The organism is Paenibacillus sp. SORGH_AS_0306 (assembly GCF_030819345.1).
Lineage (GTDB): Bacteria > Bacillota > Bacilli > Paenibacillales > Paenibacillaceae > Saccharibacillus > Saccharibacillus kyungheensis.
In genome coordinates this window covers 2,677,659-2,702,840 of record NZ_JAUTBP010000001.1, presented here as the reverse complement: position 1 = coordinate 2,702,840, position 25,182 = coordinate 2,677,659, and the positions used below count along the sequence as shown (strand labels likewise).

Annotated in this window: 23 protein-coding genes and 1 other annotated feature; of the genes, 21 read left to right on the top strand and 2 right to left on the bottom strand. The window is 40.3% G+C overall.

Annotation, left to right across the window (positions count from 1 at the left end; genetic code table 11):
* The first annotated feature begins 135 nt into the window (after positions 1-135).
* From pflB to QE450_RS11680, 9 genes are all read left to right on the top strand, one after another.
* Complete coding sequence (gene pflB / locus QE450_RS11720) at positions 136-2,403, top strand: formate C-acetyltransferase (protein WP_273612960.1); 2,268 nt, start codon at positions 136-138, stop codon at positions 2,401-2,403.
* A 306-nt stretch (positions 2,404-2,709) separates the two neighbouring features.
* Positions 2,710-3,447 carry a pyruvate formate-lyase-activating protein gene (pflA, locus tag QE450_RS11715; RefSeq protein WP_273612959.1) on the top strand — a complete coding sequence of 246 codons (738 nt, stop codon included), beginning with the start codon at positions 2,710-2,712 and terminating at the stop codon, positions 3,445-3,447.
* Between the two features lie 313 nt (positions 3,448-3,760).
* Positions 3,761-5,383: a beta-N-acetylhexosaminidase gene (gene nagZ / locus QE450_RS11710; protein WP_307299478.1), complete on the top strand. Its 1,623-nt coding sequence runs from the start codon at positions 3,761-3,763 to the stop codon at positions 5,381-5,383.
* Between the two features lie 361 nt (positions 5,384-5,744).
* Positions 5,745-7,946 (top strand): stalk domain-containing protein, encoded by a 2,202-nt coding sequence (locus QE450_RS11705; protein WP_307299477.1) that lies wholly within the window; start codon positions 5,745-5,747, stop codon positions 7,944-7,946.
* Positions 7,947-8,236: 290 nt separating this feature from the next.
* On the top strand, positions 8,237-8,755 hold the full coding sequence (locus tag QE450_RS11700) for a Fur family transcriptional regulator (protein WP_307299476.1): 519 nt from the start codon (positions 8,237-8,239) through the stop codon (positions 8,753-8,755).
* The gene (yidD, locus tag QE450_RS11695; protein WP_307299475.1) at positions 8,752-9,033 is read left to right on the top strand and encodes a membrane protein insertion efficiency factor YidD; all 282 of its coding nucleotides are present in this window, start codon (positions 8,752-8,754) and stop codon (positions 9,031-9,033) included. The genes QE450_RS11700 and yidD overlap by 4 nt, the downstream gene beginning before the upstream one ends.
* A 40-nt stretch (positions 9,034-9,073) precedes the next feature.
* Positions 9,074-9,329 (top strand) — a binding site (T-box leader).
* 76 nt (positions 9,330-9,405) lie between these two features.
* Entirely contained in the window at positions 9,406-11,415 is a 2,010-nt protein-coding gene (gene metG / locus QE450_RS11690; protein WP_307299474.1) for a methionine--tRNA ligase, read from the top strand.
* A 182-nt stretch (positions 11,416-11,597) separates the two neighbouring features.
* Complete coding sequence (mntR, locus tag QE450_RS11685) at positions 11,598-12,023, top strand: transcriptional regulator MntR (protein ID WP_069329089.1); 426 nt, start codon at positions 11,598-11,600, stop codon at positions 12,021-12,023.
* Positions 12,024-12,138: 115 nt separating this feature from the next.
* Positions 12,139-13,794, top strand: coding sequence for a family 10 glycosylhydrolase (locus QE450_RS11680; RefSeq protein ID WP_307299473.1), 1,656 nt, complete (start codon positions 12,139-12,141; stop codon positions 13,792-13,794).
* A 249-nt stretch (positions 13,795-14,043) separates the two neighbouring features.
* On the opposite strand, the gene QE450_RS11675 is transcribed toward QE450_RS11680, so the two are convergent.
* On the bottom strand, positions 14,044-14,430 hold the full coding sequence (locus tag QE450_RS11675) for a hypothetical protein (protein WP_273612952.1): 387 nt from the start codon (positions 14,428-14,430) through the stop codon (positions 14,044-14,046).
* 5 nt (positions 14,431-14,435) lie between these two features.
* A complete protein-coding gene (locus QE450_RS11670) occupies positions 14,436-15,428 on the bottom strand; it encodes a DUF1385 domain-containing protein (RefSeq protein WP_274172352.1) in 993 nt (330 codons plus the stop codon).
* 373 nt (positions 15,429-15,801) lie between these two features.
* Here QE450_RS11670 and QE450_RS11665 point away from each other — a divergent pair, with 373 nt between their 5' ends.
* The 12 genes from QE450_RS11665 to folD all read left to right on the top strand — a co-directional run bounded on the left by QE450_RS11665 (position 15,802) and on the right by folD (position 25,177).
* A complete protein-coding gene (locus QE450_RS11665; protein WP_273612950.1) occupies positions 15,802-16,878 on the top strand; it encodes a M24 family metallopeptidase in 1,077 nt (358 codons plus the stop codon).
* Positions 16,879-17,040: 162 nt separating this feature from the next.
* Entirely contained in the window at positions 17,041-17,598 is a 558-nt protein-coding gene (gene efp, locus QE450_RS11660; RefSeq protein WP_069329094.1) for an elongation factor P, read from the top strand.
* Positions 17,599-17,687: 89 nt separating this feature from the next.
* Entirely contained in the window at positions 17,688-18,203 is a 516-nt protein-coding gene (locus QE450_RS11655; protein ID WP_307299472.1) for a hypothetical protein, read from the top strand.
* Between the two features lie 177 nt (positions 18,204-18,380).
* Positions 18,381-19,634 carry an aspartate kinase gene (locus tag QE450_RS11650; RefSeq protein ID WP_273612948.1) on the top strand — a complete coding sequence of 418 codons (1,254 nt, stop codon included), beginning with the start codon at positions 18,381-18,383 and terminating at the stop codon, positions 19,632-19,634.
* Positions 19,635-19,751: 117 nt separating this feature from the next.
* Entirely contained in the window at positions 19,752-20,114 is a 363-nt protein-coding gene (locus QE450_RS11645; RefSeq protein ID WP_273612947.1) for a VOC family protein, read from the top strand.
* Positions 20,115-20,310: 196 nt separating this feature from the next.
* Positions 20,311-20,796 (top strand): acetyl-CoA carboxylase biotin carboxyl carrier protein, encoded by a 486-nt coding sequence (gene accB / locus QE450_RS11640; RefSeq protein WP_273612946.1) that lies wholly within the window; start codon positions 20,311-20,313, stop codon positions 20,794-20,796.
* A gap of 43 nt (positions 20,797-20,839) precedes the next feature.
* The gene (accC, locus tag QE450_RS11635; RefSeq protein ID WP_204823426.1) at positions 20,840-22,183 is read left to right on the top strand and encodes an acetyl-CoA carboxylase biotin carboxylase subunit; all 1,344 of its coding nucleotides are present in this window, start codon (positions 20,840-20,842) and stop codon (positions 22,181-22,183) included.
* Between the two features lie 67 nt (positions 22,184-22,250).
* Entirely contained in the window at positions 22,251-22,664 is a 414-nt protein-coding gene (locus QE450_RS11630) for an Asp23/Gls24 family envelope stress response protein (RefSeq protein ID WP_204823427.1), read from the top strand.
* Positions 22,665-22,745: 81 nt separating this feature from the next.
* Positions 22,746-23,285 (top strand): alkaline shock response membrane anchor protein AmaP, encoded by a 540-nt coding sequence (gene amaP / locus QE450_RS11625; protein ID WP_273612945.1) that lies wholly within the window; start codon positions 22,746-22,748, stop codon positions 23,283-23,285.
* 15 nt (positions 23,286-23,300) lie between these two features.
* Complete coding sequence (locus QE450_RS11620; protein ID WP_204823429.1) at positions 23,301-23,534, top strand: DUF2273 domain-containing protein; 234 nt, start codon at positions 23,301-23,303, stop codon at positions 23,532-23,534.
* A gap of 224 nt (positions 23,535-23,758) precedes the next feature.
* Positions 23,759-24,220: a transcription antitermination factor NusB gene (gene nusB / locus QE450_RS11615; protein ID WP_273612944.1), complete on the top strand. Its 462-nt coding sequence runs from the start codon at positions 23,759-23,761 to the stop codon at positions 24,218-24,220.
* A 99-nt stretch (positions 24,221-24,319) separates the two neighbouring features.
* On the top strand, positions 24,320-25,177 hold the full coding sequence (gene folD, locus QE450_RS11610; RefSeq protein WP_307299471.1) for a bifunctional methylenetetrahydrofolate dehydrogenase/methenyltetrahydrofolate cyclohydrolase FolD: 858 nt from the start codon (positions 24,320-24,322) through the stop codon (positions 25,175-25,177).
* The last annotated feature ends 5 nt before the right edge of the window (positions 25,178-25,182 follow it).

The following is a 25,182-nucleotide window of genomic DNA, read 5'->3' as shown; positions in this document are numbered from 1 at the left end:
ACTCTGCTTATGAATTACATCATAATAAAGACATAGCCGGAGGGAGAAAATAACAGCTTCCGGTATCGTACAGGCGAGACAAGCATTAGCTTAAACGCTTTTGTGATTTTATTCACAATAATGGAGGGATTATCAATGTCAGTTATCGAAAGAAATGTACAGGATAATTTAAAAAAAGATGCATGGCGCAATTTCAAATCAGGTAAATGGGCAAAACATGTAGATACTCGTGATTTTATTGAGCAAAACATTAGCGCATATCAAGGAAACGAAACATTCCTAGCTGGCCCTACTTCAAATACAAAAGACTTATGGGATATTATTTCTAAACTATCTAAAGAAGAGATCGAACGTGGCGGAGTATGGGATGTAGATGCTGCAACACCTTCTACTATCACTTCACATGGTCCTGGATACTTGGACAAAGACAAAGAACAAATCGTCGGTGTTCAAACAGATGCTCCTTTCCGTCGCTCGCTTCAACCGTTCGGTGGTATCAAAATGATGATCGATGCTTGTAAAGCGTATGGCTTTGAAGTACCAGAACAAATCATTGATATCTTCACTAATATTCGTAAAACGCATAACCAGGGTGTATTCGATGCTTACACTTCCGATATGAGAGCAGCACGTAAAGCAGGTATCATTACAGGCTTGCCAGATGCTTACGGTCGTGGACGTATTATCGGTGACTATCGCCGTGTAGCATTATACGGTGTAGACTTCTTGATCAATGAAAGAAAACAAGATTTGAATGACATGGAAGTTGACGTAATTGATGAAGAAGTTATTCGTCTTCGTGAAGAAGTATCTGAACAAATTCGTGCTCTAGGCGAATTGAAAAAAATGGCTGAAATGCATGGCTTCGATATTTCCAAACCTGCACAAACAGCTAAAGAAGCGTTCCAATGGGTATACTTCGGTTACCTTGCAGCAATCAAAGAACAAAATGGTGCAGCGATGTCTCTAGGACGTGTATCTTCTTTCCTTGATATTTATATCGAACGTGATGTAAAAGAAGGCACATTAACAGAACAACAAGCTCAAGAACTAGTTGACCATTTCGTTATGAAATTGCGTATCGTTAAATTCTTGCGTACTCCAGACTACAACGAATTGTTCAGTGGTGACCCTACTTGGGTTACAGAATCTATCGGTGGTATGGCTGTAGACGGCAAAACATTAGTAACTAAAAACAGTTTCCGTTTCTTGCACACATTATACAACTTGGGACCTGCACCAGAACCTAACTTGACTGTATTGTGGTCAGAACAATTGCCAGAAGCTTTCAAAAAATTCTGTGCTAAAGTTTCAATCGAAACAAGTTCTATCCAATACGAAAACGATGATCTTATGCGTCCGATCTATGGCGATGATTACGGTATTGCTTGCTGTGTATCCGCTATGCGTATCGGTAAACAAATGCAGTTCTTCGGTGCTCGTGCTAACCTTGCCAAAGCATTATTATATGCAATTAACGGTGGACGTGACGAGAAATCAGGCGTTCAAGTAGGACCTGAATATCCTGCAATCACTTCTGAAGTGCTTGAATATGACGAAGTCATGAAACGCTTCAAAGCAATGATGGAATGGTTAGGCAAATTGTACATGAACACATTGAACGTTATCCATTACATGCATGACAAATATAGCTACGAACGTATCGAAATGGCATTACATGATCGTGATATCTTACGTACAATGGCTTGTGGTATTGCTGGTCTATCTGTAGCAGCTGACTCATTGAGCGCTATCAAATATGCAAAAGTAACACCTATCCGTGACGAACGTGGTATTGCTGTAGACTTCAAAATTGAAGGCGAATATCCTTGCTATGGTAATAACGATGATAAAGTCGATCAAATTGCTGTTGAATTGGTAGAAACATTTATGGGTATGATTCGCAAAAACAAAGCATACCGTGGTGCAACACCAACACAATCAGTACTAACAATCACTTCTAACGTAGTATACGGTAAAAAAACAGGTACAACACCAGATGGACGTAAAGCTGGCGAACCATTCGCACCAGGTGCTAACCCTATGCACGGAAGAGATACAAAAGGTGCACTTGCTTCTCTAAGTTCTGTTGCTAAATTACCATACGAAGATAGCTTGGATGGTATTTCTAACACATTCTCTATCGTACCAAAAGCATTAGGTAAAGAAGAAGAAATCCGTAAATCAAACCTTGTATCTATGCTAGACGGATACTTTGGTAGCAACGCTCATCACTTGAACGTGAACGTGTTTGCTCGTGAACAACTACTAGACGCTATGGAACACCCAGAAAACTACCCACAATTAACAATCCGTGTATCTGGATATGCTGTTAACTTTGTGAAATTGACTCGTGAACAACAAATGGATGTCATCAACCGCACATTCCACGGATCAATGTAATACAAATTTTTAAAAATAATAAAGCAATAAAACTAACCAAAGCTTTTAACTGCTAACCAACAATGAATGATATAAGTTATATCTGAAAATGTAACTCTATCTGCTGAGTGAAGGCTATAGAATTATTTTGAAGAAGCGAAGCGTTCGCCTTTAAGATTCGGATATCGACTGCGAAAGCAGTTCATTCCAGATATCCGATCTTAACAGCGATCGTAAAAATAATCTATTGACGTAACGGAGCATGCTAGAGCGATACATTTTCACATAACTTATATACATCAACTCAGACGAAAGGGGTGATTGATCATGGTAAAAGGCCGTGTTCACTCGCTAGAAACGTTCGGTACCGTCGATGGCCCGGGCATACGATTTGTACTATTTATGCAGGGTTGTCTGATGAAATGCCAATACTGTCATAACCCTGATACATGGAATTTGGACGGAGGTAAAGTGATGGAGCTAGAAGAAGTGCTAGCTGAAATCGAACCTTACTTGAGTTACTACCGTTCTTCTGGTGGAGGATTGACTGTATCCGGCGGCGAACCAACGTTGCAAGCTCCTTTTGTTAGAGAATTGTTCAAAGCAGTCAAAGAACGTTGGAATCTCAGTACAACACTCGACAGTAATGGATTCAACGAACCTGGTAAAATCCATGAACTGCTTGAAGTCACAGACCTAGTCATGCTAGATATTAAGCATATTAACAATGAAAAGCACAAAAAATTGACTGGTGTATCCAATGAACGCACTCTACACACTGCACAATGGCTGTCTGACAATGGACGCAAAATGTGGATACGCCATGTATTTGTACCGGGAATTAATGATGCTGAAGAAGATTTGATCGCTTTAGGCGAATTTATCGGTACATTAAAAGGAGTAGAGAAGTTCGAAATTTTACCTTATCATCAGATGGGCATCTACAAATGGGAAGCGCTGGGACGCATCTATCCGCTGGATGGGGTTCCTTCGCCAACCGAAGCTGAAGTAGATCGTGCTTATCGTCTGATCGAACAAGGTCGTCGTCAAGTCTCTTGTGTCTAATCCTCCTCTTTATGAAAATAGATAGAATAACAACCATAGTCAGTAAAAAGGGTATACGAACGTGAAACCAGAAGTCCTTTCCAGTGTAATCAGGGAAAGGGCTTTTTGGTATGTCTTTTTGGTGTGTATAGGTATGTTATATATTTCGCTAGCTATACAGTGTCCTTACTTAAAAAAATTCCCCAAAACCCAAACTTTATCCGCTTGTTGCCTTACATATAGTTATCTATACTTAAATAAGGATCTAGCTAGTCATTTCATGCTCGGATAAAGACATCTTTTCAAAATAGGCTCAAGCTTAAGGGGGATACATATGAAAACGATTCAATTATCAGACCTGACCTTAGACCAGAAAATCGGGCAATTGTTTGTATGTGGATTTCATACAAATGTACCGAATGAACATATTACTGAATTGATAGAGAAATATCATATAGGTGGAGTGATTTATTTTCGCCGTAATATAGGAACAGCTCGTCAGATTACAGACCTTTCAGCAGGATTGCAACAGATTGCTCACAGGCAAGGATTACCTCCATTATTGATAGCAATCGATCAAGAAGGAGGAATGGTCAGCCGAATTGACCAGGACGAGATGAGTCTGATTCCAGGCAATATGACATTAGGAGCTGTAAATGATGTAAGTCTGACTTCTGCGGCTTCAGCGATAAGTGCACGCGAACTACGCACACTTGGAATTAATGTTAATTTTGCCCCATGTGTAGATGTAAATAATAACCCGCGTAATCCGGTTATTGGTGTGCGTTCCTATTCAGAGAAACCAGAAGTAGTAGCGAATCATGGAGCGGCTGCCATTCAAGCGATTCAACAAGAACAGGTAGCCGCTACAGCCAAACATTTTCCAGGACATGGAGATACAGAAGTTGATTCTCATTACGGCTTGGCTTCGGTGCCTCATGACAAGGCTCGTTTGGAACAGATAGAATTACTTCCTTTTCGGGCAGCTATACAAGCAGGGGTAGATATGATTATGTCTGCACATGTGATTTTTCCAGCGTTTGAACCAGAGTCGATTCCAGCAACTTTATCGCGTAAAGTATTGACTGATTTGCTTCGGACTGAAATGGGTTTTGACGGATTGATCGTAACCGATTGTCTGGAAATGCATGCGATTGCGAAGCATTTTCCGATTCCACAGGCAACAGTGATGGCGGCGCAAGCAGGAGCCGATCTATTACTGGTTAGTCATACGTTAGAGCATCAGATCGCTGCGATTGAAGCAATCAAAGAAGCTGTTCAACAAGGTCATCTATCTGAAGCACAAATTGATGCTTCGGTCGAACGTATACTTGCGCTCAAAGCAAAGCATCAAATGAACGCAGAACCTTACCCGGTAGAAGAGTGGACAGAGCGGTTAGGGCCGTCAACGATCGAACCGATTTTACGTGATATTGCAGAACGAAGTATTACACTTGTCAAAGATGAAGGGCAATTGCCTTTACAAAAAAACGATCAGGTATTAGTGATCTGGCCACAGGTCACCCGTCTAACAGAAGTCGATGAACCAACAGGGCATGATATCAGCTTTGCTCAAGCGCTTCGTAGTTATGGCATTAATGCTACGCAGATTATTATCGATTCTAGACCAGAACCAGAAGAGATTCAGCACGTGTTAGAGCAAGCTATTTATTATCCTAAAGTGATTTTTGCTGCGTATACATCATCAGGACTGTTACCTCTTGGACAGGCAGAACTAGCTCGTCAGTTATCTTTGTTATCAGATACAGCATTGATCGTAGCTTCTGTACGTAATCCTTATGATATAAATGATCTACCTGAGATCAAGACGTATATATGTAGTTATGAAAATCGAAAGTATGCTGTAGAAGCATTAGCCGCTGTAATCGCAGGAGTGAAGCCAGCACTTGGCAAGTTACCCGTTAGCTTAAACGATCAATATCAGATTCAATTATAGAACGTGATATCGTTTATTTTGTGCCTAGGATATGGTTCTATCTATAGCTGATAGGTAATATCTATCGCTAAAATAGGTTATTGGATTTATTTGTGGTAAAGTATAACTAATGACGTTTTCTGAGCACATCATGTAGTCAAAAACAGTCTATTCATCGCTGATGGATAAGGCTGTTTTTTATGTGATTTTTCGTTGTAATAGATGTGGCTGAAGTGTGAACAGATACGCATGTTGTAAGGTTTCTTCAACAACAGAGAAACTTTTTAACGTTTGGTGCGTCTTATTAATGTGCCAATTCGGGGGAAAGACCAATGTTTTTAGATGTACAAGACAGTAAATTGCTATGAGAAGGAGCCTAATAATGAAATTCAAGAAGACGTTACTAATTGCATTACTCGCTGTAGCTCAGACTGTTGCGACTGTTCCAGGAGCACAAGTTCATGCTGCTGAAGGCGATGTGGATAGCAGTATCGTACAAGATGTATACAATGATACTCAAGGTGCTGTAGGAGACGATACTACAGTGACTGATCCTAATGCAGTTACAGATCCTAACGCAGTGACTGATCCGACGACAGATCCTGCTGGTACAGTACCCACTGTTCCGACAACACCACCTACTACAGTTACACCTCCAGTAACTACACCGACAACACCTACTGTGGTGACTGATGTGTATTCTGCTGGTCCTAACAAAGTGATTTTTATGATGAACTCTAACCAGATTTATCAAGATGGTAAATTATACTTTTCAGATCAACCTATGGCTGTGAAAAGTGGAGTATCTTACGTATCGGTTCGCGCACTTGTGACCCGTGTCGGTCTGAAGCTTACATATGATGCTAAGACCAAAGAAACCATTATGCAAAAAGATGGTAAAGAATTACGCTTCAAAACAGACAGTAAGTACTACACTGTAAATGGTGTGAGCACTTTGATGAAAGGCCCAGCTTTTCAACAAAAAAATGTATTTATGGTTCCTTTGACTTCGATCACTCAAGCATTAAATATTCCTTATACTGTACAAGGTAAATTAGTGGTATTGGATCTAGTTGTCAAACCAACAGCTTCCTTTACTGTTTCACCTACTGCTATTTATGCAGGTCAAACATTGGTAACATACAAAACAAAATCTACCACTTCTGATGGAAGTCCTATCGCTAATGAGACATGGACAGGACGCGAAGATATTTTTGCAGAAGCAGGTCCTCATGTGATCACGTATTCTGTAATGGATTCATCTGGTCAATGGAGTGATCCGTACACGGTTACGATCAACGTACTTCCTCCTAACCAACCGCCAGTAGCGATGTTTAATACGAATCAAGAAACATATAGCATGGGTGAATTGGTAACTTACACGGATATGAGTACAGATGATGAAAATGCGATTACTCAAACAAAATGGGATAATAAGCAATTAGCATTCTTTACACCAGGTCCACAGACGATTACATTAACAGTAACTGATAAACATGGTGTAACTGGCACATATAGTAAAACGATCAATATAACAGATCAAACATTGTATACAGCAGAAGATTTCTATCCGCTGTTTACACCAACTGGAGATTCTTTCGACTTTAACGGTTCATTGATTCCAACATGGGCAACAGTAACAAATGCTCAAGTAAACGATGATCCAAGTCGCCTGATTCGTAGTAATAGTCCAGAAAGAGTGTTAACACACGGAATTGTATATCAAGAATATGCTTCTGGACCAACACGCTTTATGGTGCATCATTTGAACGAAACAGGTAGTACTCAAAAAATGTATGTAGTAGCAACGAATCCAAATGCTACGCCTGCAACTTTGAATATTCAAAATCAAGGTTTTGCTGGACCGGTTGCTTATGCTACAGCAGCAGGTAAAGTATCTGTTCAACGTTATTTCCAATCTATGCAAAGTGGAGCAGATGCACAAACAGTTGTTTTGCAACCAGGACAAAGCCAAGTAATCTTCAATAAACTTAATGCATCTGCAATGAAGAATGATACCGTTATTTCATTATTCGGTGATCTAGTGAGTGATTCTAATGTACAATACACAGTGATGATGATTGACGAAAATGCAGATCCTATTGCGGCACTTGCTACAGAACCTAAATTGGATCGCGATGGTATTCATAACCGTGGTACGTATGATAATTCTGTACGTAATATTCATGTAGCTGATTTGATCGGTAACACAACAGTTCGTATGCCTATCGGAGACAATAATAGTGATCCTAACTTAATGGGTACAGATCCAATGTCAATGACTGAAGCTTCTAACGCAGGTAACTTCGGTGTGTTATACAAAATCAAGTTAGATATGGTTGCACCTAACACAATGATTTCCTTTAATGCTCGTGGTGGTCGTTACTCTGGTTACATGTATGTAAATGGAGCAATCACAGCAATTAAAAATAATGGTGCAGCAACAACAGCGAATGATAATGTTGTGCTTTATCGTACAGGAACATTAGATACAGAAGCAGTAGAATTGTGGTTTACAGCAGCGCCTGGTAGTAACTTGCCAGTCAACTTGTTATTCACACAATTGCCAGCTAAAAAACAATAATCGTTTTATCAAAAAGCTCGGGTCAGTTTTTACTGATTCGGGCTTTTTTGCTTGTTCTGATATAATCATTAACTTTTACTAGAATCAATTGACGATTGTGTTCAAATAAGGCATGATGGAGAAATGTGTAATGATGTTCCAATACGCTTCAATTAGTAACGTAATCGCCATAAACTTTTGACGAATAATTACGCATCGCACACCGTTATGTTGTATAATAGTTATTATTACGAATAATACAATAATTCATGTAAACGATAAAAGATAGATTAGGACAGGAGGAATAACTCATGCTGTCGACAGAACAAATCATCGATACGATGTCAGCACAAGGGTTGCGAATTACAGATCAACGTCGCACATTAGCACGTTTATTTGCAGAAGCTCCCGGTTATCTGACCGCTAAAGATGTATATGACTATATGGGTAAAAAGTACAGTGGGCTTAGCTTTGATACGGTCTATCGCAATTTGCGTGTGATGCAGGAGCTAGGTGTATTAGAACAGATCGTTTTTGAAGATGGTGTCAAATTTAAAAGTCATTGCAGTCAAGACCATCATCACCATCATATGATCTGCTTACAATGTGAAAAAACGTATCCGATTGCTTTTTGCCCGATGGATATGACAGATATGCCTGAACAATTTGAAGTGGTCAAACACAAATTTGAAGTGTTCGGATATTGTAAAGATTGTCGTCAAGAAATGGGTGCTGGAGATGGCAAAGAAGGTCCCACTCTACATCTCAAACCATCTAAATTGATTGCTCATGAATATGATACTCATGAGCCTGCAGGTAAAAGCCAGTGAAGCGCAAATTGAGTCGTCGTGCGGTTCAGGCGCCGATCCATGTGTATCGCAAATTCATTTCACCACTCAAACCACCAACATGTCGCTTTTATCCGACTTGTTCTCAGTATGCTTTAGAAGCAATTGATATTCATGGTGTCGTCAAAGGTGTAGGATTAGCTGCCAGACGGATAGGGAAATGTCATCCTTTTCATCCAGGAGGATTTGACCCTGTACCGCCTGCCAAATCGAAGGATACATCTTTTTCAGTCACTAATCAGGAACAGCAAAATGCTTGACAGGTGATTTGGAAGTTCGGTATATTCATAACATCAAATATTATTTCCTGTGAATGGATAAGTAGATGAAAAATGCACCAGTACAGAGAGCCGGAGTAGCTGGGAACCGGTATGGTTAGCGTCATCGAATATGGTCCGGGAGGAACTGTAGTCAAGCATATGTCACGTATACATATGTAAGGCTTCAGCGTGAACCAGCGTTAATGGGCAGTCTGCAAAAGACTGAAAGAGTCTACTTCTGTAAAGGAGTAGAGAATTTGGGTGGTAACGCGTGAGTCTATGCTCTCGTCCCATATAGGGGCGGGGGCTTTTTTGCGTCCAGATATGGAAATGAGAACATAGCAATTTCAACATATTTAAGGAGGAATTATAATGTCAGCCAAACCTACTTTTTATTTGACAACACCAATCTATTACCCGAGCGACAAATTGCATATCGGTCATGCATATACAACTGTAGCCGGTGATGCGATGGCTCGTTACAAACGCCTAAGAGGATACGATGTTCGTTATCTTACAGGAACAGATGAGCATGGACAAAAGATCGAACGTAAAGCGTTAGAAAAAGGACAGACTCCACAACAATTTATTGATGGTGTAGTAGAAGGAATCAAAAAATTGTGGGATCAATTAGATATTTCGTATGACGATTTTATCCGTACCACTGAAGAGCGCCATAAAGTTGTAGTTCAAGAAATTTTTGATCGTTTGCTCAAACAAGGTGATATTTATAAAGGTGAATACGAAGGCTGGTATAGTATTCCAGATGAGACCTATTATACAGAGACGCAAATTGTCGATATTGAGCGTAATGCAGATGGCGAGATTATTGGAGGGAAAAGTCCGGATAGTGGACATCCTGTAGAATTAGTTAAAGAAGAATCTTATTTCTTCCGTATGAGCAAATATGCAGACCGTCTATTGAAATACTATCAAGATAACCCTGAATTTATTCAACCTGAATCTCGTAAAAATGAAATGATCAACAACTTTATCAAGCCGGGACTTGAAGATTTGGCCGTTTCTCGTACTACGTTTGAGTGGGGCGTACAAGTCAAAGGAGATCCTAAGCATATTGTGTATGTATGGATCGATGCACTTTCTAACTACATTACAGCATTAGGCTATGGAACAGATAATCCAGAATTATTCAACAAGTTCTGGCCAGCAGATATTCACCTGGTAGGTAAAGAAATCGTTCGTTTCCATACAATCTATTGGCCGATTATGTTGATGGCGCTAGATCTACCATTACCTAAAAAAGTATTTGGACATGGTTGGTTATTGATGAAAGACGGTAAAATGTCCAAGTCTAAAGGCAATGTGGTTGATCCGGTAACTTTAATCAATCGTTATGGTCTAGATTCTCTGCGTTATTATTTGCTACGTGAAGTACCTTTTGGTTCTGATGGTACATTTACACCGGAGAGTTTTGTCGATCGTGTCAATTCAGATTTGGCGAATGATCTAGGTAACTTGCTTAATCGTTCGGTAGCTATGGTCGATAAGTATTGTAGTGGTACTATTCCTGCTTATCCAGGTCGTCTACTTGAAGTGGATGGAACATTAGAAGATATCGCTGCACAGACGATCGAGAAAGTAGAAAATGCGTTTGAAAATCTTGAATTTTCTGTAGCTCTAACAGCGATCAGTCAGTTGATTAGTCGTACTAACAAATATATTGATGAGACGCAACCGTGGGTACTTGCCAAAGACGAAGCTAATCAACCGCAATTGGATTCGGTGATGTATCATCTTGTAGAAACTTTGCGTATCGTTTCTGTGTTATTGCAACCATTCTTAACACGTGCACCGAAAAAAATCTGGGCACAACTTGGCATTACAGAAGGCGAACTTACCGCTTGGGAAAGTATTCGTACGTATGGTCAGATTCCAGCAGGTACGACTGTTGTTAAAGGTGACCCTATTTTCCCTCGTCTAGATAGCAAAGAAGAAGTAGCTTATATCGTAGAAGCGATGGGTGGCGTATTAACAGCAGCAACTGAAACTACACCAGCTTCTGCACCTGTAGAAGTAGAAGTAGAAGAGTCACAAGCGCCTGAGATCAGTATTGACGACTTTGCCAAAGTCGAACTGCGCGTAGCTCAAGTGATCTCTGCTGAACCAGTTAAAAAGGCAGACAAACTGCTTAAATTACAATTGGATCTAGGTACAGAGCAACGTCAGGTTGTATCTGGTATTGCGAAGTTCTACACACCGGAAGAATTAGTAGGACGCAAAGTCATCTGCGTCACTAATCTTAAGCCTGTGAAATTACGCGGAGAAGAATCTAAAGGTATGATTTTAGCAGCTTCTCATGGCGATCAATTGACACTAGCTACAGTTCCAGACGGTATGCCGAACGGTGCTATTGTGAAGTAAAAGTATTTTCAAAAGATAAGTAAAGACCTTCCATGGAACAGCATATATGGTGTACACATGGAAGGTTCTTTCTATCGTTTGAATCGCGTGCAAAACTTGCCAACTCATGCGAATTAAATGTATGATTATTGAATCAATATTTGCTAAATGAATACAGTACGTAGTGAAAAAGGGGGAGCAAGATGCCAACGCCCAGTATGGAGGATTATTTAGAGCGCATTTATAAATTAATCGATCAAAAGGGATATGCGCGTGTCTCGGATATTGCAGAAGGGTTAGAAGTACATCCTTCGTCCGTTACAAAGATGATCCAAAAATTAGATAAAGATGAATATTTGATTTATGAGAAGTACCGGGGATTAGTGCTGACAAGCAAAGGGAAAAAGATGGGCAAACGCCTTGTAGAGCGCCATCAATTACTCGAAGATTTCCTGAATGTTATCGGTGTTAACCCGGATTATATATACAAAGATGTAGAAGGTATAGAGCATCACCTGAGTTGGAATTCGATCACTCAAATTGAAACATTGCTAGAATACTTCCGTCGTGATCCGTCACGTGTGGAAGCGCTACAGAATCTACAAAAAGAGCTGATTAGCGACTCGTAAGGCAGACATCTGTCGATCACTTGGCAGATGTCTTTTATTTTGTTCGCAACTTTGGTAACTGTCAGTCGTCTAATGTTATAAGCACCAAGCAACGATTTACTGGAGGTTTGAATTTATGAAAATGGTTCGTTTTATCGCTGTATTTTTAGTCATGTTGATGATTGTCCCTTCGATCAGTAGTACACTTCACGCCGCAGATTCGGATATTAAGATTATGCTAGATGGAGAACAGATACAAGGGGATGCTGCTCCTTACATAACCAGCAAGAGCAATGTAACGATGGTTCCTTTGCGCTTAGTGAGTGAAAATTTAAAAGCCAAAATCGGCTGGAATCAATCGACAAGTACTGTTACGATTACCAGCGATAAGCAAGTGCTGGTACTGACTTCCGGTCAGAATGCCGCTACGATCAATAACAAATCGGTTAGCTTAGATGCTTCGGTTGAAATGAAAAATGGTCGTGTGATGGTTCCGCTACGTTTTATCGGGGAAGGTCTTGGTCTTGATGTTAATTGGGATCAAGCCAACCAAACGGTAAATCTAGCAACAAGTAGCTATCAAGGTACAGGTAGTAAAAATAACAGTAGCAAGCCTTCTACAACTCCTACTACCAATACAGGAACAACAGATAATAGTAATAGTGGAAAAGCTCCAACGAGCACTGTAGCCAAAGATGGGCTTCGTGGTGCATGGATCTCTACTGTCTACAATCTAGACTGGCCGGCTACATCCGGTGCAACCAAGCAAAAGCAAGAATTTTCAAAATTGTTAGATGATCTACAAGGTATGGGGATTAATGCAGTATTCGTACAGGTTCGTCCTGCTGGAGATGCATTGTACAAATCTTCACTGATGCCATGGTCAAAATATCTAACCGGAACACAGGGCAAAGATCCTGGATATGATCCATTAGAGTATATGGTTGCTGAAGCTCATAAGCGTGGTATGGAATTCCATGCATGGTTTAACCCGTTCCGCGCAACAACCGATGCGAATACAAGCAAATTGGCAAGCAACAATGTAGTACTCAAACATCCTGACTGGGTGATAAAGTTCGATAATAAATATTATTTGAACCCGGGAATTCCAGCTGCTCGTCAATCGGTTATTGATACAGTGATGGAAGTTGTGAATAACTATGATATTGATGGTGTACATTTGGATGATTATTTCTATCCATATTCAGAGACCGCTTCGAACAAGTTCGGCGATGATAGCACCTATGCTAGTTACAACAGTGGTAAGTTCAAAACAAAAGCGGATTGGCGTCGTGGAAATATCAACAGTTTTGTTCAACAACTAAATACATCGATTCACAATTCCAAACCTGCTGTGAAGTTCGGAATCAGTCCATTCGGTGTATGGCGTAACAAATCTTCAGATATTACAGGTTCAGATACCAAAGCAGGCGTAACAGCTTACGATACAACGTATGCAGATACCCGCACATGGATCAAAAATGGTTGGATCGACTATATTGCTCCGCAAGTATACTGGAGCATGACACTTCCTGTAGCTCGTTATGATAAAGTAGTAGACTGGTGGGCAAATGAAACCAAAAATACAGGTGTCGATCTGTATATCGGTCAGGCGCTTTACAAAATCAGTACACCAGAAATCGGCTGGAACAGTTCTAACGAAATCATTAACCAGCTCAAATACAATGAGAAATACAGCAATATCAAAGGTAGTATTTTCTTCAGTGCTAAAGATTTGAAAAAGAATCCGCAAGGCGTATTAGCAAAATTACGTTCATACTGGGGATTGTAAGATAATATAAGATTACAAAAAAGGGATTTTATCAGCCAGATACTGAGGCGATAGAATCCCTTTTTTTGATTAAAAAAGTAATATGAATAAATATAGAACATTAAAATCTGAGAACATAATACCTAGATAGCAAACAAAAAGCATGATCTGTTCCTCGGTCAGAAGGAAAAGTCATGCTTTTTTTATAGATATAAATAGCTTTATGATAATAATTGCTATAGTGAACGGATCTGGATTCTATTCATTAATCTAGTGAAATTTAGGAGCTTCATCATCATCTTTTCCTTTATTGCCTTGAATCACTTGAAAAGGATAGCTCTTTTTCGGTTTGGATGAATGACTGCTAGATGGTCTAGCAGAAGTTGTTTTGTAGCTATTTTTCTGTGATCCATTCATTTTAGCCATAGTGCGTGCAGAAGGTTTGACTTTGGGGCCATTGTAACTTCGACCAGACATACCAGAAGTAGAACGCAGAACCAAAAACAATACAACAATTAAGATGATCGGTACAATAAGATTCGCCCAATTATATGTTGCAGGAGAAGCCACCATTTGGAATATTTCAAGAAACAGCCCGACCGCACCCAGTAACATAGCTACTCCAAAAACAATCAGTTGAACAGGTGATTTTCTCATTTTTATCATCCTTTCACAGGGTCAGGCGAAGAAGTGGTAACAGCAGAATGAACATGCTGTTGTTCAAGAGCAGCATCTAATTCACGCATGCGGTTGAATGAAGCAATAGAGACTTCAATTTGATCCAGTGTCGGTTCTTTTGTTGTTAACAATTGTAACCACAATCCGGGATATCCCAAATAGCGCAATACAGGTACTTCACGCAAGCTATTCGTAAATTTTAAAAATTCAAACGATACACCAATTACGACAGGCAACAAAACGATACGTTGGATAATACGCTCAGTTAGACTATCCCAACTGAATAGTGCATAGATAATCACTCCGATAATAACGGTTAATATAATAAAACTGCTTCCGCAGCGATAATGCAGACGACTATACTTTTGCACATTTTCCGGTGTTAATTCTTCACCATGTTCATAAGCTGTAATGACTTTGTGTTCAGCACCATGATACTGAAACAGTCGCTTAATCATAGGTGTCTGTGAGATCGCCCAGAGGTAGATCAACAGCAGAACAATTTTGATAACCCCTTCAAGCAACGTATGCAGTGCATGATTGTCAAAAGCTTTTCCAAATAATAAACTTTCGACAAATACAGGAACCAGTGTAAACACAAGCTTACCTACGATTAAAGAAAGAATACCGACTACTGCCACACCAAGCATCATACTAAGACTCATTTTCGATTCTTCTTTTTGCTTCTGCTCTGCGTATTCTTCAGGGCTCATCTGATCTTCGGAATAAGCATCAGCAGCATAATTCAGATGTTTGGAGCCTTTGGCACTTGAATCAATCAAACTTATAATTCCTCGCAACAATGGAATGCGGCGTAATGTTTTGACCCATGACTTATCCTGTCTAGGTACTTCTAAAAAGGTGATCTCACCATCTTTACGTCTTACAGCGGTCACATTCACATTTTTTCCACCGAACATAACGCCTTCTATTACTGCTTGGCCGCCATAGCTCGGAGGAGCAGATTGTTTTGACAAGTACAGTCACCCTTCCGTAGTTCGACATTATCGTGACTCACGAAATGCCTGATCAAGCTTATCTGTTCATTGATCATAGATAGAAATAAGCTTATCCTTTAATTGTAGCGGATTTAGCTGATTTTTACCAGAATACACTATGAGAAAGCCTAGAGAGAACAGATAAGATATTGTACTGCCTATTCTCAAAATTGCAATTGGTATGGTAAAATAATTTTTGGCTATTTCTCAGTTTACATTTGTCCAAAATGATCACAATACGACGATACAAAGAACCAAGCGAAGGTAAGATATTTTGTTTTGCAAAAATTATTTTTGATTTCACTAGCAGACGTCGTATTTTATTCTAAAACGCTGAAGGGGAGAGATGTAATTGAGTACACAACGTTTAAATAAGTTACGTCAAGCGATGCAAGAGCAACAATTAGAGGCATTGTTAATTACAAGTAGTGTGAATCGCAGATATTTGACAGGGTTTACAGGTTCTGCGGGTTATGTGTTAGTGACTGCACAGGAAGCTTACTTATTGACTGATTTCCGTTATATGACTCAAGCGCCAGAACAAGCCACAGCTTTTTCAGTTGTCGAACATTCGGCAAATGTAGTCGATACGATGAAAGAATTGTTGTCCAAAGGCAATATAAGTAAGCTTGGATTTGAACAAGATTTGGTGCCTTATAGCAGATATGCAATGTACAGCAAACATTTAGCACCGGTGGAGCTGGTTCCTGTATCCGGCATCATGGAAGAGATTCGTAATTTCAAAGACGCTGAAGAAATTGCTATTATCGAAAAAGCGACTGATATCGCAGATCGCACATTTAGCCATATCCTGAACTACATCAAACCAGGTGTAACAGAGCAAGAAATCGAACTTGAAATGGAATCCTTTATGCGCCGTCAAGGAGCAACAGGGACTTCATTTGAGACGATTGTCGCTTCAGGTGAACGTTCTGCTTTGCCTCATGGCGTAGCAAGCGAAAAAGTAATCGGTGAAAATGAATTTGTTACTTTAGACTTTGGTGCAATTTATCAAGGCTATGTATCTGATCTAACCCGTACTGTATTTGTAGGTACACCAACTGAAAAGCATCTTGAAATTTACAATATCGTTCTAGAAGCACAACTGAATACGCTTAAACATTTAAAACCAGGTATGAGCGGTAGAGATGCAGATGCACTGGCACGTGATGTTATTGCTTCTCATGGTTACGGTGAAGCATTTGGACATAGCACAGGTCATGGTATCGGTATGGAAGTGCATGAAGAGCCTCGCTTGTCTAAAATGAGCGATACGGTATTATCTCCGGGTATGGTCGTAACCGTAGAACCGGGCATTTATATTCCAGGGTTTGGCGGCGTGCGTATTGAAGATGATGTATTAATCACAGAAGATGGCATTCGAGTATTAACTCATTCCACCAAAGAACTTACGATTTTACCGGTATAACGAAAAGATTGTTCTGTCATGCAGGATGATGACTATCTTTTGCCGAATAAAATACCTGTATATGATGATATAGTATCCGATTGTTATGGGGTATAGTACAATATATAGGCTTCATAGAATTATGCAAGAGACCAGCTTTACCACATCTGAGGAGGCGTTATTTTGATTTCAGTAAATGATTTTAAAACAGGTTTGACCGTAGAAGTAGAAGGTAATATTTATTCCGTTTTGGAATTCCAACACGTAAAACCAGGTAAAGGCGCAGCATTCGTGCGTTCTAAATTGAGAAACTTGCGTAACGGTAACGTAGTAGAACGTACTTTCCGTGCAGGTGAAACGATCGCTCGTGCTCAAATCGAGAACCGTGGAGTTCAATACTTGTATGCAAGTGGTGACGAGCATGCATTTATGGATAACGAAACTTACGATCAATTCGAATTGAACTCCAAGCAATTGGAATGGGAATTGAAATTCTTGAAAGAAAACATGACAGTTAACATCGTTAGCTATCAAGGTGAAATTCTTGGAATTAACTTGCCAACAAGCGTAGAGTTGGCTGTTACAGAAACAGAGCCAGGAATCAAAGGTAACACTGCAACAGGCGCAACTAAAAATGCAAAATTAGAAACTGGACACACGGTTCAAGTTCCTATGTTTATCAACGAAGGTGACGTTCTAATCATCGATACTCGTGAAGGTAAATACGTTTCTCGCGCGTAGTACTTACTATATGTACCATCAAAAGAATGAGTGGCTTTATTGCCTGCTCATTCTTTTTTTAGAATAAAATACAATAAGGAGTATAGAAGATGGATAATCTTGAAGTTGTGTTTGATATACATATTTCTTATATAGATAAGCTATTAACAGATGAACTAGACATTATCTCAGCAAATATAAAATCTTCCCACTTCTATGATCAAGCGACTACTAAAGATATAGAGTTTGATGATATATATTCCTTCTCGGCATTTTTATTAAATCCAGGTACCGGAACAATATTGTTTAAAGTTCTTGAACTAGGAACAGAGTTAAAAGAGGTATTGCTTATCATTTCTTCAGATGCAGAATACATCACTGTAGAATTTAATTTTGTTGAGACTGAGTTGAGTTACGAAGGTGTATTAGACACGATGAAATGCTTACATATGCTTAATTATTTTCAAAAATTAATACAACTTTATCATATACCGTCTATCAAATTTGGTTATGAACCTGCTACTGATAAAGATATGTGTCTAATCGAGATTACAAAACATACTGATCTATTACCATCAGTTAGAAATCAATGGAAATTAAATAGAAAAGGATTTAACATAGAGTAAACATTCTAGTGTAGCTTTTTTAATTTACGGGTAGTACTTAACGCGTTCTCGTATTATACTGTTAAAGACTAAGCATGTTCATGCATTATTATGTATGAAACGCCTAAATACGCTGTTCAATCCGGGTAAAATATTGTAGAGATAATATACCCGTATCAAGTAGGGAGTGAAGAGGTCTTGGCTTTGTATGTCATGAAATTCGGCGGTAGTTCCGTCGGGGATACCGAGCGCATGCAACGTGTAGCAAAGCGCATTATTGAGAAGCAAGATGAAGGACACGACTGTGTAGTCGTTGTTTCGGCAATGGGAGATACTACAGATGATTTGATTGATCAGGCACGTCTGCTCAATCCGAATCCACCTGCTCGTGAAATGGATATGTTGATGACGACAGGTGAACAGATCTCGATGGCGATGTTATCGATGGCGATTCAGCATCTAGGTAGAGAAGCCGTATCGTTTACCGGCTGGCAAGCAGGTTTTGAGACAGAAGCGGAACATGGCAAGGCACGCATACGTAATATTCAGCCTGAACGTGTACTTAAAGCGATCGGAGCAGGTAAAATCGTGATCGTAGCGGGATTTCAGGGAATCACAGCAGAAGGCGAGATTACAACATTTGGACGCGGAGGATCAGATACAACAGCAGTTGCACTTGCAGCAGCTATTAATGCCGATACTTGTGAAATTTACACCGATGTTGATGGTATTTATTCCACTGATCCACGTATTGTGAAATGTGCTCGCAAACTGCAAGAAATATCTTATGACGAAATGCTAGAACTGGCGAATTTAGGGGCAGCGGTACTTCATCCGCGTGCTGTAGAATACGCCAAGCATAACAATGTACGCCTCGTTGTGCGCTCTAGCTTTAACTATAATGAAGGAACCGTTGTGAAGGAGGAGACAACTATGGAACAGGGAGCAGTCGTTAACGGCATTGCTTATGACAAAAATGTAGCACGTCTTACAATCCGTGGCGTTGCTGATCTACCGGGAGTACTTGCGAAAATGTTTGGAGAACTCGCAACTGCCAAAATAGACGTTGACCTTATCGTACAGAGCGGTGTGTTGGATGGCAAAGCAGACTTTTCCTATACAGTAAGTCTAGCAGATCGTGAACGTGCACTTGCAGTTATGGAAAGCTTGCGTAGCGAACTTCCTTTCAGTGAAGTCACTTCTGAAATTGATCTAGTCAAAGTATCGATCGTGGGTGCAGGTATGGTCAGTCATCCGGGTGTAGCTGCGCAAATGTTTGCTGCCATCTCTGCACAGGGAGTTAGTATTAAGATGGTAAGTACATCTGAGATCAAAGTATCCTGTGTAATCGAAGCAAGTCGCTTGCAAGATGTAGTGGCTGCACTTCATACAGCATATGGTCTGGATACCGAAGAACAAGCATTTGTAGGCGGCCCTCAAGACCGTCGTTAAATGAATTGTATTGCGATATAACTGCATAATAAAGCATAACATTTATAAAATTTGAAAGAGATTATTCCGATGCAAGGCTAACCTGAATGCAGTACTGTTTATAAGGGAGGAAGCTGTATGAATCATTATTCCGTTCCAATTATAGCGAGCCAAGACCTTGATAAGAGTGAAGCTTTCTATAGACGATTAGGATTTGATGTACTCCATGATTATGGTCATTACCGTATTCTGTCTGATAGACGCGGTTGGCATCTGCATTTGAATTATGTACCAGATTGGCCCAAAACAGTCGAAGACAATCCTTTCGGTTTATATTTGTATGTGGAAAATGTAGATGAGATAGCTGCACAGGTAAGTGATTTGATTATCGAAAAAGGAACACCTTGCGTAAAACCCTGGGGAGTATACGAATTTGCAGTGAGTGATCCTAGTGGTCTGCTTGTCCGCATCGGTCGAATAATTCCGCAAGATGAAGAGTAGAGCATTGGTTAATCTTCCAATCGCAAAATTGAAAATCAATAAGGAGTTGTTTACCAGATAACTGGTAGATGGATTCTTTATTAAAAAGGCGTGAACAAAGATGTTCACGCCTTTTTAATGAATGTGCTATAATACATAGCGTTATGTGTAACTTTCCGTGTACAACGGGCAATGAAGCTAAAGGAGTGAAAAATAGATGTTTAACTTAAATGAAATTAAAGAATTGATTCAATTGGTAGACGAGACATCTGTACAAGAAGTAGAAATCGAAAATGAAGGATCACGTTTAGTGATTCGTAAGCCAAGCAAAGCTGAGACTGTCTATGTACAGCAAGCGGCAAGTGCACCAGTAGCTACACCTCAAGCGGTGCAAGCGCCTGTAACAGCACCAACATCTGCTACCCCAGCGGCAGCACCGACTACTCCGGAAGTAGACCCTTCTTTACATACCATTGTATCGCCTATGGTTGGAACGTTCTATCGTTCTTCTTCACCAGAAGCGGCTCCTTTTGTAAGCACGGGTGATCAAGTCAACGATAAATCGACTGTATGTATTATCGAAGCGATGAAGCTGATGAATGAGCTTGAAGCAGAGACTAAAGGAACAATCGTAGAGATTTTGGCAGAAAACGGACAGCTTGTTGAATACGGACAGCCATTATTCTTAGTAAAACCGGAATAAGCAAGACATTGCTTTTGCCAAATCCCGGAGGAGGAAACGTAAAATGAAATTTCATAAAATACTGATAGCGAATCGTGGAGAAATTGCGGTTCGTATTATCCGTGCTTGTCGCGAACTAGGCATAGCTACTGTAGCTGTCTATTCTGAAGCAGATCGCGAATCATTGCACGTACGGTTGGCTGATGAAGCATACTGCATCGGGCCGACTTTATCCAAAGATAGCTATCTAAACTTAACCAACTTAATGAGTGTTGCGACATTGACTGAATGCGATGCTGTTCACCCGGGTTATGGTTTCTTAGCTGAAAATGCAGATTTCGCAGAGATCTGTGAATCTTGCAATATTACGTTTATTGGACCATCACCAGATGCGATTACACGTATGGGTGATAAGTCTGAAGCGAAGCGTACGATGATTGCCGCAGGCGTACCGGTTATTCCGGGTTCTGACGGAATCGTAGAAGATATGGACGAAGCGATCGTGATCGCGCGTGAGATTGGTTACCCTGTCATTATCAAAGCTACCGCAGGTGGTGGAGGTAAAGGGATTCGCCTTGCAGAAGACGAAGAATCACTGATCAAACAAATCACAGCTGCTCAACAAGAAGCGCAAAAAGCGTTTGGTAATGGTGGCGTTTATTTAGAAAAATATTTAACGTCGATGAAGCATGTGGAAGTGCAGATTATTGCAGACAAACATGGTAATGCAGTTCATTTAGGTGAACGTGATTGCTCGGTACAACGTCGTCGTCAAAAATTGGTTGAAGAAGCACCTTGTCCTGTATTATCTCCTGAATTGCGCGAAGAAATGGGAGCGGCGGCTGTACGTGCTGCTGTTGCTGTTAATTATTCAGGTGCAGGTACACTGGAATTCTTGCTTGGAGAAGATGGACAATTTTACTTTATGGAAATGAATACTCGTATTCAAGTCGAACATCCAGTTACTGAAATGGTAACGGGAATAGATTTGATTCAGGAAATGATTTCTGTAGCAGAAGGCAATCCACTTTCTTTCCGTCAAGATGAAGTAGTGATCAACGGATGGTCTATGGAATGTCGTATCAATGCCGAAGATCCTGAACGTAACTTTATGCCAAGTCCAGGTAAGATTGATTTTTACTTACCACCAGGTGGTCCGGGTGTACGTGTAGATAGTGGCGCATATCCAGGATATACGATCAGTCCTTACTATGATTCCATGATCGCGAAGTTGATTGTCTGGGCTCCAACTCGTGAGCAAGCTATTGCCAAAATGAAACGTGCTTTAGATGAATTTGCGATTGAAGGTATTTATACTACGATTCCTTTCCACATGCGTCTATTGAATCATGAGACATTTGTACGTGGCGATTTTGACATCAAGTTCCTTGAGGAAAACGAAGTCTAAGCTTGTTTGTCAATGAATCATTCACATGTTATATTTAGTTTACTTAGCAGGAGGTGTATAGATAAATATGAGTACGTTACCGACTGAATTTGAGCGGACAGATATAGGTGAGATTCAGATTGCTCCCGAGGTCATTGAAGTGATCGCAGGTCTAGCGACAATTGAAGTAAAAGGTGTAGCAGGCATGAGTGGCGGCTTTGCCGGTGGTATTGCTGAATTGCTCGGTCGCAAAAATCTTTCTCGTGGTGTGAAAGTAGAAGTAGGACAACGTGAAGCAGCTGTAGATGTCTCTGTGATTGTTCATTATGGACATCGTCTACCTGAAGTGGCAGCTGAGATTCAGCGTAATGTCAAACGTTCTATTGAAACGATGACTGGTCTAACTGTAGTTGAAGTAAATGTACAGATTCATGATGTGCATTTAGAGACGACAGAGAAGAGCAGAAGCGAAGAAGTAGAATTTTCACAGCGGGTCAAATAAGCACGAAAAGCAATCATAAACCCCCGACGTAACAGTCAGGGGTTTACTATGTTTACTATAATGTAAAGGGGCTGCACACTCTTGGCTAAAATTATAGACAGACTGCTTTTATTTATTTACAGTCTGAGCATTGGAATCTTGTCTGTGCTTGCAATCCTTTTACTAAGTGGCAAAGTGCCTGTAGAATTGAATGATCGTAACGAACAAAATCTGTATATTACGATTGTGATTGTAGCTGTAATCTTATTTTTGCTAAGTATCCGCTTTTTCTATCTATCTGTGCGTTCAGAGCGTGGACATCATCATTCGGTGCATCAACGTACAGAATTTGGGGATATTCAGATTTCACTGGAAACGGTAGAAAATATGTGCCTCAAAGTAGCCGAACGTTCGCGTGGTGTACGTGATGTCAAAACGCGTGTGCGGGTGATCGAATCGGGTCTTGAAATTATGATTAGAGCGATCGTAGACGGAGAAAGTTCTATTCCAGAACTGACGGAAAATATGCAAAAATCGGTTCATGATCAGGTCGAAGAAATTACAGGTATTCCGGTATCCTCGGTATCGGTGTTTATAGCGAATATCGTTCAATCTCCTGCATTCAAAAGCAGAGTGGAGTAGAAGGGAGTTCTCCTTATGATATGGAAAGCGATCTGGGAAACTCATGGAGGACGGATAACAGGTGTAGCCGCAGGTCTTTTGTTCGGAGTATTATATGTGGTAGTTGGTTTTTGGGATATGTTGTTCTTTGCACTGTTAGTGTTCATAGGCTATAGCGTCGGCAAGCATAAAGATATGCGATTAGGCTCTGTCATTCCCTGGGAACGGGTGAATGCGTGGATATCGGATCGCTGGCGCCCGTTTAAATGAACCTGTCATACCTCATTCCCGGACTACGTATTGGATCATAAATTATACAGCCGGGCATGATGTACGACAGGTTTTTTGGTATGCTAGAAGATATGAACTTGAAAGATCGATAGATGCGAATAGGTTGTCGTGAGTACAATAAATGAATTGAAAATAATAAGGTACACAGGATAGTAGGCTGAATGTAGATATAGCTGCTTATCCATACCGGGAGGAACCCAAGAATGAAAAGAAGATTAGCACGTGAGATCGTTGTACAAAGTCTGTACCAAATGGAAATGAACGATGTAAAAGCAGAAGAAGCGATCGAAATGTTGCTGGAAGAAGCAGCACAAGAAAACGAATCTGAAGTTGAAATTCGTGATGAAGCCAAATTAAAAGCATATGTACTTGATATCGTAAACGGTACATTTACGAACAAAGAAGCGATTGATCACTTATTGGAAGAGTATTTGAAAGGCTGGCAGATCAGCCGTCTATCTCGTGTAGACAGCCAGATTTTGCGTCAAGCCGTCTATGAAATGGTATTCCATAATGATGTACCTGCCAAAGTCGCTGTCAATGAAGCGATCGAATTGTCCAAGCATTTTGGTACAGAAGAATCCGGTAAATTCGTTAACGGTGTACTGGGTAAAATGATTCAAGATCTGGATAAATTAAAAGAAGCGCGTACAGAAGCAGAATAATCATTTTTTTAGAGTAAACGATCATCAGACATCAACGATAAACGTCAAGCAGTTGAACGATAAAACTTAATTTTCCGAACAGGTAAAGGAGCGATTATCATGACAGCAACAATTATCAATGGTAAACAAATAGCAGAAGACATTCGTGAAGGTATCCGTCAAGAAATGGAACAATTGAAAACAACAGGTTTCCAACCAGGGCTCGCTGTTGTACTGGTAGGGGAAGACCCTGCTTCACAAGTATATGTGCGCCATAAAGAAAAAGCTTGTCATGATCTTGGCTATTACTCTGAAGTACACCGTCTACCATCTACAACTTCGCAAGAAGAATTGTTAGCGATGGTCGATCGATTGAATAAGCAAGAAAATATTAACGGCATTTTAGTGCAACTTCCATTGCCAGAGCAGATTGAAGAAAAAGCAATTATCAATGCGATTTCTCCAGAAAAAGATGTCGATGGTTTTCACCCGATCAGCGTAGGAAATCTGGTTATTGGTGACGATAGCCTATTGCCTTGTACACCTGTGGGCGTAATTGAATTAATCAAGCATGCAGGCGTTGAGATTTCGGGTAAACATGCTGTAGTCATTGGACGCAGTAACATTGTAGGTAAACCAGTATCTCTGTTATTACAACGTGAAAATGCAACAGTAACGATGTGTCACTCCCGCACAAGCAATATGAAAGAATTAGCCAAACAAGCAGATATTCTGGTAGTAGCGATCGGAAAAGCTAACTTTGTCGATGCTAGCTATATCAAGCCCGGTGCTGTCGTTATCGATGTAGGGGTAAATCGTCTGGATAACGGTAAGCTTGCAGGCGATGTTGATTTTGAAAGTGCGAAGCAAGTATCCGGTCCAATTACTCCTGTACCCGGCGGTGTAGGCCCAATGACGATTACGATGTTAATGCAGAACACTCTGGTCGCTGCGAAACGTGCTCACGGCTTGAAGTAAGGAAG